Here is an 18,009-nt window from a genome sequence, read left to right as displayed (position 1 = left end):
CGGAACAATTTCAGACAACCTGATGGATTCGGAACCTGCCGTCAGGAAGACAGGTAGGAGGAACGAGTCAGCCCCAGGCGCAGTGCATCGAGGAACTGGGTACGCTCACTGGCGCTGATGCGGGCACTGGCGCACTTGTCGCGGTAGTGGGTCATCAGCTCTTCCGGCGACAGGTGTACGTAACGCAGCATGTCTTCGATGGTGTCGTGGGTTTCGATCCCGGCGTGGTACACACTGCCGTCGGCGTTCTGGTAGATGTTCACCGAGTCGGTGTCACCGAACAGGTTGTGCATGTCGCCAAGAATTTCCTGATAGGCGCCGACCAGGAACACGCCCAGCAAGTAATCTTCACCTTCGTTCAGCGCATGCACAGGCAGGCTGGTCTCGATGCTCTGCTCGTCGACGTACTGGTTGATCTTGCCGTCGGAGTCGCAGGTCAGATCCTGCAGCACCGCGCGACGCAGCGGCTCTTCATCGAGACGGTGCAGCGGGATGATCGGCAGCACCTGATCGATGGCCCAGGTATCCGGCAGGCTCTGGAACACCGAGAAGTTGCAGATGTACTTGTCGGCCAGCTTGTCGTTGAGTTCGTCCAGCACCTGGCGGTGCGAACGCTGGCGCGCCTTCAGCGAGTTGTGCAGGCGACGGCATACGGCGAAGTAGCATTGTTCGGCCAAGGCTTTTTCAGCCAGGGTCAGTTTGCCGTCGGCGTACTGGGCGGCCACGTCGCTCATGTAGTGGGTGGCGCGCCAGTAGGTTTCGGTGACCATTTCGATATCGGTCGGGCCGAGCAGGTCAACCAGCCACTGCACGGTTTCCGGCAGCGCGTCCTTGTTCTCGATCTGCGGCACGTCGTCGTTGTGTTTCTCGACGTCGGTCACCTGCACCACCAGCATCGCGTGGTGCGCGGTCAGCGAACGGCCGCTTTCGGAGAAGATGTGCGGATGCGGCAAGGCCTGCGCGTCGCAGAACTCCTTGAGCATGCCGACCACGACACCGGCGTAGTCATCCATGTCGTAGTTGATCGAGCTGGCATTGCGCGAGTGAGTACCGTCGTAGTCCACACCCAGACCACCGCCGACGTCGATGTGATCGACCGGCAGGCCCAGATTGCGCAACTCACCGTAATAACGGATCGCTTCCTTGAAGCCGTGCTGGTAGTCGGCCAGGTTGGCGATCTGCGAACCCATGTGGAAGTGCAGCAGGCGGATGCCCTGATCCAGGCCCGCCGCGCGGAAGCGCTCGACCACCGACAGCAGTTGCGCCGCCGACAGACCGAACTTGGACTTCTCGCCACCGGTGTCCGCCCACTTCGACGAAGCCAGCGAGGACAGGCGAACACGCAGGCCGACCTGTGGCTTGACCTTCAGCGAAGCCGCTTCTTCGATCACCAGGCCGACTTCGGATTCTTTCTCGATCACGATGAACACGTTGTGGCCGAGCTTCTGGCCCATCAGCGCCAGACGGATGAACTCGCGGTCCTTGTACCCGTTGCAGACGATGGTGCCGCCCTTCGGCGCCAGTGCCAGCACTGCCAGCAGCTCGGGCTTCGAACCGGCTTCCAGACCGATGGAAACGTTCTGGGTGGCGATGATGTTCTCGATCACCGCTTCCTGCTGGTTGACCTTGATCGGGTACAGCGCGGTGTACTTGCTCTGGTATTCCAGACGCTCGATGTTGGCATCGAACGCACCGGTCAGCTGACGGACGCGGTCTTGCAGGATGTCGGGAAAACGCACCAGCAGCGGCAGGGACAAGCCACTCTTGCGCAACTGGTCGACTTGTTCGAACAGATCGATAGGCGAACTGCTCGGGCCGTTCGGACGAACTTCGACGCGACCGGCGTCATTGATCGCGAAATACCCGGCCCCCCAATGGCGAATCCCGTAAACACTGCGGCTGTCCGCAACTGTCCATTGGCTGCCATCGTCTTTGCGTGTGCGTCGTACGGACATCGAAGTCCCCTATAAAGAAGTCATAGTGCGTCGCCTGATCTCAGGCCGGCGCAGTCTAAAGAATGAAAATGACGGTTCGTCAGCGGGGCGGTAGACCGCGCTGACAGCGTTGAGTTTAGAAACCGGTCATGAACAGGCTCTGTGAAAACCATGGAAACGACGCCGGAACCGATGACGATCAGTGCCGGATCAAGCCGCAGGTGGTTTTCACAGAGGCTGCTAGCCGCCGGACTTCTTCGCCTTGAAACCGTGCTTGATCAACTCGGCCAGGAGCAACTCGACATGATCGCCCTGGATCTCGATGACCCCGTCCTTCAACGCACCGCCGGTGCCGCAACGTTTCTTCAACGTTGTCGCCAGCTCCTTGAGTGCGTCTTCGGCCAGGGGCACGCCGGTGATGGTGGTCACCGTCTTGCCGCCACGGCCCTTGCTCTCGCGACGCACGCGGGCAATGCCGTCACCGGCCGGGATCACGGTTTGTCTGCAGATACAGGCGTCCACCGGCTTGCTGCATTCCGGGCAATGACGACCTGCGTCGGTGGAAAATACCAGGCCGCCCAGGGCGGCGAAGGATGCGGCTTTTTTGGCCACCGGCAATCCTCTTGGGAGGACAAAGACTGATCGCAGCCTTGGGCAAGGCTATCGACCGCGAAGCCCCACTCAGGCAGGGGCAGCGCTACTGCACCGGTTGCTCCTGAAAACAGGCCGGCACAGCTTGAAAAGGTCGCGCAGTGTAACGGCAAAAACGCCGATTGCTAAGTGCCAATCGGCGCCAATTTATGAGTTCTTTGCGACGTCGCTTTGCTGAGCCTTCAGATAGCGTTTCAACGCTGCCAGAGAGTCCGGGCAATAAGGCTTCAGCTTGATTTCGCGCATCACCTGATCGACCGGAATGAAGCGCGCTTCGAGCACCTCTTCCGGTTGCAGGATCAACGGCCCGTCCCACACCGCCGAAAACGCCGAACACCACAGGCGATTGCCGGTGTCTTCGAAGTAGAAATGGTCGTGGGCCGTCAGCTCGACGCCGCTCACCCCCAACTCTTCCTCCAGTTCACGGGCCGCCGACTCGGCGTAGGTCTCGTTCGCCTGCACCATGCCGCCTGCCGCCACGTCCCAGTAACCGGGATAAATGGCTTTGCTCAACGTGCGCCGATGCACGCAAAGTTCACCGGCGGAGTTGAACAGCATGATGTAGGTGCCACGGCCGATCAGCCCGCGCTCGCGCAGGTCGGAACGTACCAGGGCGCCGAGCAGGTTGTCCTGCTCGTCGACCCAGGCGATCTGTTCGGCATCCGAGGCGGCGCGGTGGGCCGCCTCTCTGGCGCTCTCGTCCATGACTCAGCCCTGATTGAGCAGTTGACGCAAATCGATCACGGCGGCGTTGGCCCGGGAAATATAGTTGGCCATGACCAGCGAGTGGTTGGCCAGCACACCAAAGCCGCTGCCGTTGAGGATCATCGGGCTCCAGATCGGCTCCTGAGACGCCTCCAGTTCACGAATGATCTGACGCACGCTGACGGTCGCGTTCTTCTTCGCCAGCACATCGGCGAAATCGACTTCGATGGCGCGCAGCAGGTGCGACAGCGCCCAGGCCTGACCACGGGCTTCGTAGAACACGTTGTCGATCTGCATCCACGGAGTCTCGACGACTTCCTCGTCGACCTGCGGCACTTCACCCACCGCCGGCACTTCGGTTTTCAGCGCGGTGTTGAGCTTGACCCGGCCAACACTGGCGGACAGCCGTTGCGACAGCGAACCGAGACGCGTCCCGACGTCGCCCAGCCAGTTGTTCAGGTTGTCGGCGCGGGCGTAGAACAAGGCGTTTTTCTGGGTAGGGTCAGACAGGCGCGCCTGATAACGGCTCAGGGAATTGATGCCTTCCTGGTATTCCGACTCGCTGGACGGCAGGATCCAGCTCTTGTTGTCGAAGTTGAAGCGTGGTTCGGCCTTGGCCAGATCGGCATCTTCAGCCGACTGCGACTGCGAGCGGGCAAAGTCCTTGCGCAAGGCACGGGTCAGGTCGCGCACCTGGACCAGCACGCCGTATTCCCAGCTGGGCATGTTGTCCATCCACAGGCCTGGCGGGAAGCGGTCGTTGGAAATGTAGCCGCCCGGTTTGTTCAGCAGAGTACTGGCGACGGTCTTGAGGGTTTCGACGGTGGTGTAGCCGACCACCATCTGCTTGCCTTCCTTCTCGGCAGCCAGCTGGGCGTTCTGCGCCACGGGAAACAGGGCCGGTTCCTCGCTCCAGTACCAGCCCAGGGCGATGGTCACCAACAGATAAATACCGACCAGCGTGGCCAGCGCGCGGCTGAACAACAGGCCGCCCACATAGCTGCGGGCGGCGGATTTCGGCTCGGCGGCACGTTCGGGCGCACTGCTCGCGCGATTCTTCCAGTCCAGCATGGCGATATCCTTTCAATCTTGGGTTCAACGGTTCGACAGCAACCATACAACAACGTGCCTCTGGCCCGCACCCGTCAATAATGACAGGGGGTGACTCTTTGGACCGGGCGTCGTGCACTAAGGGATTCCCTGATGCCCGTCACCCCGAGAAATGCTTGCCGATACCCACGGAAAAACTCGTGTTCCCTCAGGTTTTCGTTACGCGTTTTCGGCAGAAACTGCTTCTCGACACGCCACTAAGTGCCCTGTTCACGGGGCCTCTACCGACGACCCGGTTCGAAGCAAAACCCGCCGGTCAGAAACTGAATGGTGACGCACCGCAGATTATTGACGTACGACACTGATGTAACCGGAAAGAGGTGCTAGCATAGAGCCACCAGTCGATCTCAGCATGCACCCTAACTAGTAGTCAGGATATGACCGAGCCAGAAGACCCCAGCCGCGAGCGCCTCAAGCACCACTTTGCCCAGCGGGTAATTCATCAGGCACGTCAGATTCTTGAGATATGGCAACGCCTGCAACGCAGTGAGTGGTCCACTGCCGACCTCGCCGAACTGAGCGAGGCCAATCTGCGCCTGCTGCGTTTTGCCGAGCGCTTCGAACAGCCCGAGCACACCCAACTGGCCCATCACATCAGCCAGTCGCTGGAAGCCGTCGACGCCAATCGCGGGCGCCTGAGCAGCGGCCTGATCACCGATCTCAACCGTTTGATGCAGCGTCTGTCGCGCACCGGCCTGCGCCATGGTGATCAACTCGACCAGACCTTTCTGCCGCCCCTGCGCAAACCGATCTACGTGATGCTTCAGGATCACGACCGCGCCGAACGACTGGCCAAACAACTGGAGTTCTTCGGTCTCAGCGCCCAGGCGCTGGACAGTGTGTCGGCGTTTCGCTCCTCGATGGTCGAGCGTCTGCCCGCCGCCATCGTCATGGACGTGGACTTCAGCGGCGCCGGCGTCGGCCTGAAACTCGCCGCCGAAGCCCAGCAGGGTCTGGAAGAGCCGTTGCCACTGCTGTTCTTCAGCCTGCATGAAACCGACACCCCGACCCGCCTCGCCGCCGTGCGCGCCGGCGGTCAGGAGTTCCTTACCGGCACCCTCGAAGCCTCGAGCTTGCTGGAGAAAATCGAAGTCCTGACCTGCGTCGCTCAGTACGAACCTTATAAAGTGCTGATCATCGACGACTCCCGCGCCCAGGCGATGCACACCGAGCGCCTCCTCAACAGCGCCGGGATTGTCACCCGTACCCTGATCGAGCCGATTCAGGCGATGGCCGAGCTGGCGGATTTCCAGCCGGACCTGATCATCCTCGACATGTACATGCCGGCCTGCACCGGCACCGAGCTGGCCAAGGTCATCCGCCACAACGACCGTTACGTCAGCGTGCCGATCATTTATCTGTCGGCCGAAGACGACCTCGACAAGCAGCTCGACGCCATGAGCGAGGGCGGCGATGACTTCCTGACCAAGCCGATCAAACCGCGCCACCTGATCACCACGGTGCGCAACCGCGCCGCCCGTGCGCGCAACCTGAAAGCACGGATGGTCCGCGACAGCCTCACCGGTCTGTACAACCACACGCACATTCTTCAGTTGCTGGAAGACTGCTCGTTCCGCGCCCGCCGCGAAAACAAGCCGCTGAGTTTTGCGATGCTCGACATCGACCATTTCAAACGGGTCAACGACAGCCATGGCCACCCCATGGGCGACCGGGTGATCAAGAGCCTGGCGCTGTTCCTCAAGCAGCGTCTGCGCAAGACCGACTTCATCGGACGTTACGGCGGCGAAGAATTCGCCATCGTCATGCCTGACACCGATATAGAAGCCGCGCACAAAGTGCTCGACGAAATTCGCCAGCGCTTCGCTGAAATCCATTACCCGGCCCAGCCACAGGATCTTTGGTGCACCTTCAGCGCCGGGGTAGTGGAGATGCACGACGACTCCGACAGCCTGATGATGGCCAGCCAGGCCGACGAGGCGCTTTACCGCGCCAAGGGTGAAGGCCGCAATCGGGTGCAGACCGCGCGAGACTCAAAGCAAAGTGCCACTTTTTCACCGGAATCCACCGATTCGGTCATAACCTTGTAACAGAACAGAAATAAATTCAGGCACTTACCATTTCTGCCGTTGGTAGCCGTCATGCGCCTGAAGTTGCTCACCAATCTCAACACGCTGTTGCTGGTCGCCGTCTGCGTGGCCCTCGGTGCCACGCTGTGGTGGTCGCAAAAAGCCCTCGAACGCCCGTATCTGCTGATGGAGCGCTACCTCGGGCTGTCACAGCAATTTCAGAATGAAGTCGCGCGCAACGTCGAGGACTACCTCGGCAGCGGCGATGCCTTGCGCCTGAGCAGCGCCAGCCAGGCCATCGACAGCCTGCAGAAAGAACTCGGCGAGCTGCCGCCCGCCCTGGCCGACACTCTGCGCCCGAGCCTCACCAGCCTCGATGAATTCAGCAAGACCGACCTGCTGGCCGCCGGCAAACTGGCCGGCGATCCGCAGGCGCTGCTGTTGCAGGCCGAGCGCGAATTGAGTGCCAGCCTCGATCAGCTCAACACCTATGCCGGCGGCAACTCGACCTATCTGGCGCCGTTGCTTGGCGCCTCTCAGCATCTGGGCAAGTTGTCGCTGGCCCGCGACAAACTGGTCAGCAGCGGGCGCAGTGAACTGGCTGCCGATGTCGAGCGCGAGATCACCAACATCCGCACCCAGGCCCAGGCAATCGATGCCCTGCCCTTGCTCGGCGTGGTCACCCGTAGCGAATCCGGCAGCGACGATTTCGCCTCGATGATGGGCATTGAAAGCACTGAAAAAGCCGTCGCCGAAGACGCCGGCGTCGGTCTCAAACGCGAACTCAACAGCTTGCTTGGCCGCTATCCGGCAGAACTGGCCCGCACCCGCGACCAGATCCAGAAACGCACCGAACTCAGCACCGCGACCCACCAGAAAATCGCCGCCGTTCAACAAGCCATCGCTGGCCTTGAGCCAGTGGTACGTGCCCAACACGGGCAGATCCAGAGCGAAGTGCGCCTGATGCAAGGTGTGATGATCGGCTTGATCCTGTTGATCGCCCTGCTGATCGACACCCTGCAGCGACGTCTGGCTCGTACCCTGACCAATCTCGCGCCCGCATTGTCGACTTGGGCCGAGGGTGATTTCAGCCGTGACATTCATCTGGGCAAGACCAACCTCGAACTGCACGACATCGAAGCCTCGCTCAATCGCCTGCGTGCCTATCTGGTGGATCTGGTCGGGACGATTCGCGGCAATGCCGAACAAGTGGCGGGCAGCAGCCGCACCCTGGCCGAACTGAGCAACGACCTGCACAGCGGCGCCGAGCATCAGGCCGGCGATACCGCGCTGATCCGTGACTCCCTGAGCGAACTGGAAGCGACCATCCAGCAGGTGGCCGGCGATGCCCGTCAGGCTGCGGACGCCAGCCGTCACGCGGGACAGGCCGTCGAGCATGGGCAAAAGGTCATCGGCCTGAGCCTCACCGGCCTGCATGCGCTGGTCGGAGAAGTGCAAGGCAATGCGCAGATGATCGAACATCTGGCGCAAGAGTCGGCCACCATTGGCGGCGTACTGACAGTGATCCGTTCGATTGCCGACCAGACCAATCTGCTGGCCCTGAATGCCGCGATCGAAGCCGCCCGCGCCGGAGAAATGGGCCGCGGGTTTGCCGTGGTGGCCGAGGAAGTCCGCTCATTGGCACAACGCACCGCCGGCGCCACCGCAGAAATCCAGACCTTGATCGCCGGCCTGCAAACCGCCGCCCGACAATCGGTCGAAGGCATGCGCGCCCAGGTGGAACACGCCGAAGCCACGGCCAATCAGGCGCAATCGGCGGACGGTGCGCTGGACAAGATCGTCGGCGCGATCCAGACCATTTCCGACACGGCAGTGCGCATCGCCGAGGTCACCGCGCAGCAAAGCGGCGCGGTCAGCGAAATCCGCGATCACAGCGAACGCATTCATCAATTGGGTGGGGATAACTTGTTGCGCATCGGTGAAGGACGCGAACAGGGGGAGAATCTGCTGGTATTGGGCGGGCAACTGCATACAGCGGTGCAGGCATTCCGCGTCTGATCGCGATTGTGCCGGGTTTGGCCGCGTGAATGACCGGATCTGATCACTCAGTCACATATTTCGCGCAAACATCGGAGATCGTGCTGGCTATTGCAGAGAACTGGACAGTCACAAAGTCTTTGCGGCATAGTCGCCGGGTTCTGATGAAGGCTCACCCATAACAAGGAACACGCAGATGGCAACGCTACTGGTGCTGCACGGCCCCAACCTGAACCTGCTCGGCACCCGGGAACCCGGGACCTACGGGTCGACCACCCTGGCGCAGATCAATCAGGATCTGGAGCGCCGCGCCCGTGACGCCGGCCATCATCTGCTGTATCTGCAAAGCAATGCCGAGTACGAATTGATCGACCGCATCCACGCCGCGCGCGGCGAAGGTGTGGACTTCATTCTGATCAACCCAGCAGCTTTTACACACACAAGTGTCGCATTACGTGACGCGCTGCTGGCGGTGAGCATCCCATTCATCGAAGTGCATTTGTCCAACGTGCACAAACGCGAACCTTTCCGCCATCACTCTTACTTCTCCGACGTAGCGGTGGGAGTGATCTGCGGCCTTGGCGCCAGCGGTTATCGACTGGCCCTGGAGGCTGCACTAGAGCAGCTTGAACAACAAGCTATACGCCCCTGACCGACCCTTGGGAGTTGATGATTCATGGATATCCGTAAAGTTAAGAAACTGATCGAATTGCTGGAAGAGTCCGGCATCGACGAGCTCGAGATCAAGGAAGGCGAAGAGTCCGTACGCATCAGCCGTCACAGCAAGACCCCGGCGCAGCAGTACTACGCACCGGCTCCGATGCAGGCTCCGGCCGCTGCACCTGCCGCGGCTGCCGCTCCGGTTGCTGCTGCAGCCGCTCCAGCAGCCGCTGCTGCTCCAGCGCTGAACGGCACCGTTGCCCGTTCGCCGATGGTCGGCACCTTCTATCGCAAATCTTCGCCAACCTCGCCGTCCTTCGTTGAAGTCGGCCAGACCGTGAAGAAAGGCGACACCCTGTGCATCGTCGAAGCCATGAAGATGATGAACCACATCGAAGCTGAAACCAGCGGTGTGATCGAGTCCATCCTCGTCGAAGACGGCCAGCCGGTTGAGTACGACCAACCGCTGTTCACCATCGTTTGAACTGCGGAGAGCCTTTGATGACTGCGAAGTTGGAAAAAGTTCTGATCGCTAACCGCGGTGAGATCGCCCTGCGGATTCTGCGTGCCTGCAAAGAGATGGGCATCAAGACCGTCGCCGTTTACTCCAAGGCCGACAAAGAGCTGATGCACCTGGGTCTGGCAGACGAATCCGTCTGCATCGGCCCGGCTTCTGCCGCGCACTCTTACCTGCACATCCCGGCAATCATCGCGGCCGCTGAAGTGACTGGCGCTACCGCCATTCACCCAGGCTACGGCTTCCTCGCGGAAAACGCCGACTTTGCCGAGCAGGTCGAGAACTCCGGCTTCGCGTTCATCGGCCCGAAAGCCGAGACCATTCGCCTGATGGGCGACAAGGTATCGGCCAAGCACGCGATGATCGAAGCGGGCGTTCCCACCGTTCCAGGTTCTGACGGCCCGCTGCCGGAAGACGAAGAAACGGCGCTGCGCATCGGTCGCGAAGTCGGCTACCCGGTGATCATCAAGGCCGCCGGTGGCGGCGGTGGTCGCGGCATGCGCGTGGTGCACAAGGAAGAAGACCTGATCGCCTCGGCGAAACTGACCCGCTCCGAAGCCGGCGCGGCGTTCGGCAACCCGATGGTCTATCTGGAAAAGTTCCTGACCAACCCGCGTCACGTCGAAGTGCAGGTTCTGTCCGACGGCCAGGGCAACGCCATCCATCTGGGCGACCGCGATTGCTCGCTGCAACGCCGTCACCAGAAAGTTCTCGAAGAAGCGCCGGCTCCGGGCATCGACGAGAACGCGCGCAAGGAAGTCCTGGCTCGCTGCGTCAAGGCGTGCATCGACATCGGCTACCGTGGCGCCGGCACTTTCGAGTTCCTGTACGAGAACGGTCGTTTCTACTTCATCGAAATGAACACCCGTGTTCAGGTGGAGCACCCGGTTTCGGAAATGGTCACCGGTATCGATATCGTCAAGGAGATGCTCAGCATCGCCGCTGGCAACAAGCTGTCGTATACCCAGGATGATGTGGTCATCCGCGGTCACTCGCTGGAATGCCGGATCAACGCCGAAGACCCGAAAACCTTCATGCCGAGCCCGGGCACGGTCAAGCATTTCCACGCACCAGGCGGCAACGGCGTTCGCGTCGATTCGCACCTGTACAGCGGTTATGCCGTTCCGCCGAACTACGACTCGCTGATCGGCAAGCTGATCACTTACGGCGCCACCCGCGACGAAGCCATGGCCCGCATGCGCAATGCCCTGGACGAAATCGTGGTCGACGGGATCAAGACCAACATCCCGCTGCACCGTGATCTGACCCGCGACGAAGGCTTCTGCAAAGGGGGCGTGAACATTCACTACCTCGAGCACAAGCTGGCTGGCGAGAAGCACTAAGCTTCAGCCCGCACCTGACAAAGCCGCCTTCGGGCGGCTTTGTTGTTTCCGAAGGTTTCATCTGCTCATACATTCCCCGCTCCCACAAAAGCGTCGAGCTCGCGTAAACTTGCGCGCTTCTCGCAGGCCGCTAGGCTGCAATCAATCTTTTTCACAGGTGCCCGCCATGCCTTGGCTGCAAGTACGTCTGGCCATCAGCCCGGAACAAGCCGAAACCTACGAAGACGCTTTCCTTGAAGTCGGCGCCGTTTCGGTGACCTTCATGGACGCTGAAGATCAGCCGATCTTCGAACCGGAACTCAATACCACCCCGCTGTGGGCACACACCCACCTGCTGGCCCTGTTCGAGGGCGGCACCGAAGCGGCGCCGGTACTGGCCCATCTCGAACTGCTGACCGGCAGCCCGCTGCCCGAGCACCACAGCGAAGTGATCGAAGACCAGGACTGGGAACGCAGCTGGATGGACGGCTTTCAGCCGATGCAATTCGGCCAGCGTCTGTGGATCGTGCCGAGCTGGCACGCCGCACCGCAACCCGATGCAGTCAACCTGCTGCTGGATCCGGGCCTTGCCTTCGGCACCGGCACCCACCCGACCACCGCCCTGTGCCTGGAATGGCTCGACGGCCAGGATCTGAAAGACTGCAACGTGCTGGACTTCGGCTGCGGCTCGGGGATTCTGGCCATCGCCGCCCTGCTGCTCGGCGCGAAAGAAGCCGTCGGCACCGACATCGACGTGCAGGCGCTGGAAGCTTCGCGCGACAACGCCGGGCGCAACGGCATTGCCGACGAACTGTTCCCGCTGTATCTGCCGGAAGACCTGCCACAGGTCAAAGCCGACGTACTGGTGGCCAACATCCTGGCCGGCCCGCTGGTATCCCTGGCGCCGCAGCTGTCAGGCCTGGTCAAGTCCGGCGGGCGCCTGGCGCTGTCCGGGATCCTCGCCGAACAAGGCGAAGAAGTCGCCGCCGCCTACGCGCAGGACTTCGATCTCGACCCGATCGCCAATCGCGATGGCTGGGTGCGCATCACTGGCCGTCGGCGCTAGAATGACCGCCTGCTCAATCCGGATCGCCGCATGACCGACAGCTTCGTCACCCAGTGCCCGCATTGCCAAACCAGTTTCCGCGTCAGCCATACTCAATTGAGCGTGGCCCGCGGGGTGGTTCGTTGCGGCTCCTGCCTGCAAGTGTTCAACGCCGCCAAACAGCTGCTCGAACAACGCGCAGGCAAGGAAGCAGTCACGCCGACGGCGCCAGCCATCGCAGAACCGGCACCGGCAACCGAAGCACCGGTCGTCGCCAGACAACCCGAGCCCATCGAACCACCTGAACCTCGCGCCATCAGCCAGAAGCAGTGGAGCGCTGCCGAGCTGGATCTCGACAGCCTGGATCTCGATGAAGAGCTGGCTCGTCTCGAGCAGCGGGAAATCCAGCCGACCACCGAATTCGGCGGTGCGCGCCAAGAGTCCCTCAGCGCTCGCCGTGACGACCACGAGCCGGATGACGAGCCTTGGTCGGACAGCCTGTTCAGCAAACCGGCAAATGAACGGATCGTCGAGCCTGAACACGCCAGCGATCCCGCCGATTTCGAACCGGTGAAACCGGAACGCACCGAACCTTCACTGTCGCTGGAGCCGGTCGACCTCGATGACGAGCCAGCCATTCCGCAGTTGCGCCTGCATGACCCGATCGATCCGGCAGCGCGCCACGAGCGCCTGTCGGCGAGCACGGAAATCGATGACGATCTGCCGGCGGTCGAACCATCCCGCAAAAAGCGCGAACGTGACGAATCCGGCGTACGTGCCGAAGTCCTGCAGGATCTGACCGACGATCCGCTGCAACTGGACTGGCAGAAGCGTCGCTCGCCCTGGGGCCGGCGCCTGCTCTGGCTGTTGCTGGTGCTACTGGCCGCCGGCGGTCTCGCCGGCCAGTACATCAGCTATCACTTCGACGAACTGGCCCGCCAGGACCAGTACCGCCCGTGGTTCCAGCAACTGTGCCCGCAGATCGGCTGCACGGTGCCGTCCAAGGTCGATATCGCCAAGATCAAGAGCAGCAACCTGGTGGTGCGCAGCCACCCGGAATTCAGCGGTGCGCTGGTGGTGGATGCGATCATTTATAACCGCGCACCCTTCTCGCAGCCTTTTCCGTTGCTGGAGTTGCGCTTTGCCGACCTCAACGGACACCTGATCGCCAGCCGGCGCTTCAAGCCCGGCGAGTACCTCAATGGCGATCTCGAAGGCATGGCGGAAATGCCCCCGCAGACGCCCATCCACATCGCCCTGGACATCCTCGATCCCGGACCGAAAGCGGTGAACTACAGTCTGAGTTTCCACTCCCCCGAGTAGAACGCTCCACTGCTTCAGGATTGACGGCAGTTTTCTGACTTTGCCCGGCACGACCAAACCGTCGGCAATAACGAAATGGCTGTTCAGATTTTGTTCAATTCAGCCTTTATCCAGTCATCGAGAGCGGGTATCATGCCAACCCTTTTTCGAACTCTCATGATCCGGCCCCACTTCAGGGAAGTCCTATGTCGGCGGTACGCATCGGCCCATATACATTGCAGAACGGCTTGATCCTCGCCCCCATGGCGGGTGTCACCGACCAGCCCTTTCGTCAGTTGTGCAAGCGTTTGGGCGCAGGGCTTGTAGTCTCGGAAATGGTCACCAGTGACATGAGCTTGTGGAATACCCGCAAGTCGCGCATGCGCATGATCCACGAAGGCGATCCCGAGCCACGCTCGGTGCAGATTGCCGGTGGCGACGCGCAGATGCTGGCGGATGCAGCCCGGGCCAACGTCGAACTGGGCGCACAGATTATCGACATCAACATGGGTTGCCCGGCGAAAAAGGTCTGCAACAAGGCTGCCGGCTCCGCGTTGCTGAAGGATGAAGCACTGGTTACCGAGATCCTGCACGCCGTCGTGGCTGCGGTTGATGTGCCGGTAACCCTGAAGATCCGCACCGGATGGGATCGCGACAACAAGAACGGCCTGACCGTGGCGAAGATCGCCGAGCAGGCCGGGATCACGGCGCTGGCGGTGCATGGCCGCACCCGCGCCGACCTGTACACCGGCGAAGCCGAGTACGACACCATTGCCGCGATCAAGCAGGCGGTGTCGATTCCGGTCTTTGCCAACGGCGACATCGTATCGCCGGAAAAGGCCCGCTACGTGCTCGACGCGACCGGTGCCGATGGCCTGTTGATCGGCCGGGCTGCCCAGGGGCGGCCATGGATTTTTCGTGAGATCGAACACTTCCTGCGTACCGGCGAGAAATTGCCGGCACCGGAGCTGATCGAGGTGGAACGCATTCTGCTTGAGCATCTGGCTGCCCTCCACGCCTTTTATGGGGATGTGATGGGCGTACGCATTGCCCGAAAGCATGTGGGCTGGTATCTCGCAACCTTGCCGGGCGCCAAGGAGTTTCGCGCCCGTTTCAATCGTTTGGATGGTACGGAAACACAATGCGCCAACGTTCGGGAGTTCTTCGCCGAACGTTACAAGAGCCTGACAGGGGACGGAGAAGGGGTGGCCGCATGACGATGATGACCGAGACTTTAGTGAGTGGAACAACACCCGTGAGCGACAACGTGAATTTGAAACAGCACCTCAATACCCCGAGCGAAGAAGGCCAGACCCTTCGCGGGAGTGTCGAGAAGGCGCTGCACAATTATTTCGCCCACCTTGAGGGCGCAGCCGTCACGGACGTGTACAACCTGGTGCTCTCCGAAGTCGAGGCTCCCCTGCTCGAAAGCGTGATGAACTACGTCAAGGGCAACCAGACCAAGGCCAGCGAGCTGCTCGGACTCAACCGCGGCACGCTGCGCAAGAAACTCAAGCAGTACGACCTGCTGTAAGCATTCAATCCAACCAGAAAGGCGCCCGCGTAAAACCGGTCGCCTTTTTTGCTGACTTCCCTTGCTTTTGATGGAAATTGAGATGACCGACCAGACTACCCGCCTGCCGATCCGCCGCGCCTTGATCAGTGTTTCCGACAAGACCGGGATCCTCGAATTCGCCAGGGAGCTGGAAGCCCTGGGTGTGGAAATCCTTTCCACCGGCGGGACCTTCAAACTGCTGCAGGACAACGGCGTGGCCGCAGTGGAAGTCGCGGATTACACCGGTTTCGCAGAAATGATGGACGGTCGGGTGAAAACCCTGCACCCGAAAATCCACGGCGGGATCCTCGGTCGTCGCGGTATCGATGACGCCATCATGAACGAGCACGGCATCAAGCCGATCGATCTGGTAGCCGTCAACCTGTACCCGTTCGAAGCCACCATCAGCAAGCCAGGCTGCGACCTGCCGACCGCCATCGAGAACATCGACATCGGCGGCCCGACCATGGTCCGTTCGGCAGCGAAAAACCACAAAGACGTGGCCATCGTGGTGAATGCCAGCGACTACGCCAACGTTCTGGAAAACCTCAAGGCCGGCGGCCTGACCTACGCTCAGCGTTTCGACCTGATGCTCAAGGCATTCGAACACACTGCCGCCTACGACGGCATGATCGCCAACTACATGGGCACCGTGAACCAGGCTGCCGAGACCCTGAGCACCGAAGGTCGCAGCGAATTCCCACGCACCTTCAACAGCCAGTTCATCAAGGCCCAGGAAATGCGCTACGGCGAGAACCCGCACCAGAGCGCGGCGTTCTACGTTGAAGCCAAGCCTGCCGAAGTCGGCATCGCCACCGCCACCCAGCTGCAAGGCAAGGAACTGTCGTACAACAACGTGGCCGACACCGACGCCGCGCTGGAATGTGTGAAGAGCTTCGTCAAACCGGCCTGCGTGATCGTCAAGCACGCCAACCCGTGCGGCGTGGCCGTGAGCCCGGACGCCGAAGGCGGCATCCGTCAGGCCTACGAACTGGCCTACGCCACTGACACCGAATCGGCGTTCGGCGGCATCATCGCCTTCAACCGTGAACTGGATGCCGAAACCGCCAAGGCGATCGTCGAGCGTCAGTTCGTTGAAGTGATCATCGCACCCAGCGTCAGCGAAGAAGCCCGCGCCATCGTTGCTGCCAAGGCCAACGTACGCCTGCTGGCCTGCGGCGAGTGGTCGGCCGATCGCGTTCCGGCCTGGGACTACAAGCGCGTCAACGGCGGCCTGCTGGTACAGAGCCGCGACATCGGCATGATCGGCGCCGACGACCTGAAAGTGGTGACCAAGCGCGCCCCGACCGAACAGGAAATCAACGATCTGATCTTCGCCTGGAAAGTCGCCAAGTACGTTAAATCCAACGCCATCGTCTACGCCAAGAACCGTCAGACCATCGGTGTCGGCGCCGGCCAGATGAGCCGCGTGAACTCGGCGCGTATCGCTGCGATCAAGGCTGAGCACGCCGGTCTGCAAGTGGCTGGTTCGGTGATGGCGTCCGACGCGTTCTTCCCGTTCCGCGACGGTCTGGACAATGCGGCCAAGGTCGGCATCACTGCAGTGATCCAGCCGGGTGGCTCGATGCGTGATGCCGAAGTGATTGCTGCTGCCGACGAAGCCGGTATCGCCATGGTATTCACCGGCATGCGCCATTTCCGTCACTGATACACAGATTCAAATGTGGGAGCGAGCCTGCTCGCGAATGCAATCTGCCAGCGACGTTGACGTTGACTGACACACCGCTTTCGCGAGCAGGCTCGCTCCCACATAAAGCGCTCCAACAGCGCCTGACAGAATTTTGAGGTTTTTGAAATGAATGTTTTGATCATTGGCAGCGGTGGCCGCGAACACGCCCTGGCCTGGAAAGTGGCTCAGGATCCGCGTGTGCAGAAAGTTTTCGTCGCACCGGGCAACGCCGGCACCGCGATTGAAGCCAAGTGCGAGAACGTCGCCATCGACGTGCTGGCCCTTGAGCAACTCGCTGACTTCGCCGAGAAGAACGTTTCCCTGACCATCGTCGGCCCGGAAGTCCCGCTGGTCGCCGGCGTCGTCGATCTGTTCCGCTCCCGTGGCCTTGACTGCTTCGGACCGACGGCGGGTGCCGCACAGCTGGAAGGCTCGAAAGCCTTCACCAAGGATTTCCTGGCTCGCCACAAGATCCCGACCGCCGACTACCAGAACTTCACCGAGATCGAGCCGGCCCTGGCTTACCTGCGTGAAAAAGGCGCACCGATCGTGATCAAGGCCGACGGCCTGGCCGCCGGTAAAGGCGTGATCGTCGCCATGACCCTGGCCGAAGCCGAAGACGCCGTGCGCGACATGCTCGCCGGCAACGCTTTCGGCGACGCCGGTTCCCGCGTCGTGATCGAGGAATTCCTCGACGGCGAAGAAGCCAGCTTCATTGTCATGGTCGACGGCAAGAACGTCCTGCCGATGGCCACCAGCCAGGACCACAAACGCGTCGGCGACGGCGACAGCGGCCCGAACACCGGCGGCATGGGCGCCTACTCCCCGGCCCCGGTGGTCACCGCCGACGTGCACCAGCGCGTGATGGACCAGGTGATCTGGCCGACCGTGCGCGGCATGGCCGACGAAGGCAACGTCTACACCGGTTTCCTGTACGCCGGTCTGATGATCGACAAGGCCGGCAATCCGAAGGTCATCGAGTTCAACTGCCGTTTCGGCGATCCGGAAACCCAACCGGTGATGCTGCGTCTGCAGTCGAGCCTGGTGTTGCTGGTCGAAGCAGCGCTGGCCCAGGCCCTGGACAAGGTCGAAGCCCAGTGGGATCCACGCCCGAGCGTCGGCATTGTGCTGGCGGCCGGCGGTTACCCGGGCGATTACGCCAAGGGCTCGACGATCAACGGCCTGGACGCGGCAGCGGCTCTGGAAGGCAAGGTCTTCCATGCCGGCACCGCGCTCAAGGACGGCAACGTCGTGACAGCCGGCGGTCGGGTGCTGTGCGCTACCGCCATGGGCGCCAGCGTAGGTGCCGCTCAGGAGCAAGCCTACAAGCTGGCCAAGGCCATCGACTGGGAAGGCTGCTTCTACCGCACCGACATTGGCTACCGCGCCATTGCCCGTGAACGCGGCGAAACCCGCTAATAAGCTACGCTGTGTTTCCGGCAGGGGCTCATCGCCCTTGCCGGACTGTTCCGACGCTGCGCATCGTTATATTC

At 61.5% G+C, this 18,009-nt stretch carries 15 protein-coding genes; 11 read left to right on the top strand and 4 right to left on the bottom strand.

Features of this window, described 5'->3' with window-relative positions; all coding sequences use genetic code 11:
- Positions 1–41 precede the first annotated feature (41 nt).
- From speA to NE357_RS03150, 4 genes are all read right to left on the bottom strand, one after another.
- Positions 42–1,955: an arginine decarboxylase gene (gene speA, locus NE357_RS03165; RefSeq protein ID WP_127796803.1), complete on the bottom strand. Its 1,914-nt coding sequence runs from the start codon at positions 1,953–1,955 to the stop codon at positions 42–44.
- Positions 1,956–2,174: 219 nt separating this feature from the next.
- Entirely contained in the window at positions 2,175–2,546 is a 372-nt protein-coding gene (locus NE357_RS03160) for a translation initiation factor Sui1 (protein WP_085732741.1), read from the bottom strand.
- A gap of 186 nt (positions 2,547–2,732) precedes the next feature.
- Positions 2,733–3,290 (bottom strand): NUDIX hydrolase, encoded by a 558-nt coding sequence (locus tag NE357_RS03155; protein ID WP_169428684.1) that lies wholly within the window; start codon positions 3,288–3,290, stop codon positions 2,733–2,735.
- A gap of 3 nt (positions 3,291–3,293) precedes the next feature.
- A complete protein-coding gene (locus tag NE357_RS03150) occupies positions 3,294–4,361 on the bottom strand; it encodes a DUF2333 family protein (protein WP_169428683.1) in 1,068 nt (355 codons plus the stop codon).
- Positions 4,362–4,777: 416 nt separating this feature from the next.
- Here NE357_RS03150 and gcbA point away from each other — a divergent pair, with 416 nt between their 5' ends.
- The 11 genes from gcbA (at position 4,778) to purD (ending at position 17,935) form a co-directional block, all read left to right on the top strand.
- Complete coding sequence (gene gcbA / locus NE357_RS03145; protein WP_085711233.1) at positions 4,778–6,448, top strand: diguanylate cyclase GcbA; 1,671 nt, start codon at positions 4,778–4,780, stop codon at positions 6,446–6,448.
- Positions 6,449–6,499: 51 nt separating this feature from the next.
- Positions 6,500–8,446 (top strand): methyl-accepting chemotaxis protein, encoded by a 1,947-nt coding sequence (locus NE357_RS03140; protein ID WP_169428682.1) that lies wholly within the window; start codon positions 6,500–6,502, stop codon positions 8,444–8,446.
- 175 nt (positions 8,447–8,621) lie between these two features.
- A complete protein-coding gene (gene aroQ / locus NE357_RS03135; protein WP_169428681.1) occupies positions 8,622–9,077 on the top strand; it encodes a type II 3-dehydroquinate dehydratase in 456 nt (151 codons plus the stop codon).
- Positions 9,078–9,101: 24 nt separating this feature from the next.
- Positions 9,102–9,569 (top strand): acetyl-CoA carboxylase biotin carboxyl carrier protein, encoded by a 468-nt coding sequence (accB, locus tag NE357_RS03130; RefSeq protein WP_007951023.1) that lies wholly within the window; start codon positions 9,102–9,104, stop codon positions 9,567–9,569.
- A 17-nt stretch (positions 9,570–9,586) separates the two neighbouring features.
- On the top strand, positions 9,587–10,945 hold the full coding sequence (accC, locus tag NE357_RS03125) for an acetyl-CoA carboxylase biotin carboxylase subunit (RefSeq protein ID WP_011332264.1): 1,359 nt from the start codon (positions 9,587–9,589) through the stop codon (positions 10,943–10,945).
- A gap of 166 nt (positions 10,946–11,111) precedes the next feature.
- Complete coding sequence (prmA, locus tag NE357_RS03120) at positions 11,112–11,990, top strand: 50S ribosomal protein L11 methyltransferase (RefSeq protein ID WP_085732735.1); 879 nt, start codon at positions 11,112–11,114, stop codon at positions 11,988–11,990.
- A gap of 30 nt (positions 11,991–12,020) precedes the next feature.
- On the top strand, positions 12,021–13,292 hold the full coding sequence (locus tag NE357_RS03115; protein WP_169428680.1) for a DUF3426 domain-containing protein: 1,272 nt from the start codon (positions 12,021–12,023) through the stop codon (positions 13,290–13,292).
- A gap of 185 nt (positions 13,293–13,477) precedes the next feature.
- Complete coding sequence (gene dusB, locus NE357_RS03110; RefSeq protein ID WP_085732733.1) at positions 13,478–14,488, top strand: tRNA dihydrouridine synthase DusB; 1,011 nt, start codon at positions 13,478–13,480, stop codon at positions 14,486–14,488.
- On the top strand, positions 14,485–14,805 hold the full coding sequence (gene fis, locus NE357_RS03105; RefSeq protein WP_003186237.1) for a DNA-binding transcriptional regulator Fis: 321 nt from the start codon (positions 14,485–14,487) through the stop codon (positions 14,803–14,805). The genes dusB and fis overlap by 4 nt, the downstream gene beginning before the upstream one ends.
- Positions 14,806–14,887: 82 nt before the next feature.
- On the top strand, positions 14,888–16,495 hold the full coding sequence (gene purH / locus NE357_RS03100) for a bifunctional phosphoribosylaminoimidazolecarboxamide formyltransferase/IMP cyclohydrolase (RefSeq protein WP_169428679.1): 1,608 nt from the start codon (positions 14,888–14,890) through the stop codon (positions 16,493–16,495).
- A gap of 147 nt (positions 16,496–16,642) precedes the next feature.
- Entirely contained in the window at positions 16,643–17,935 is a 1,293-nt protein-coding gene (purD, locus tag NE357_RS03095) for a phosphoribosylamine--glycine ligase (RefSeq protein ID WP_169428678.1), read from the top strand.
- Positions 17,936–18,009: the final 74 nt, after the last annotated feature.

This window comes from Pseudomonas sp. G7(2022) (assembly GCF_052660475.1).
Note: the sequence above shows the minus strand (reverse complement) of the source record. Positions and strands in the feature narration are given on the sequence as shown.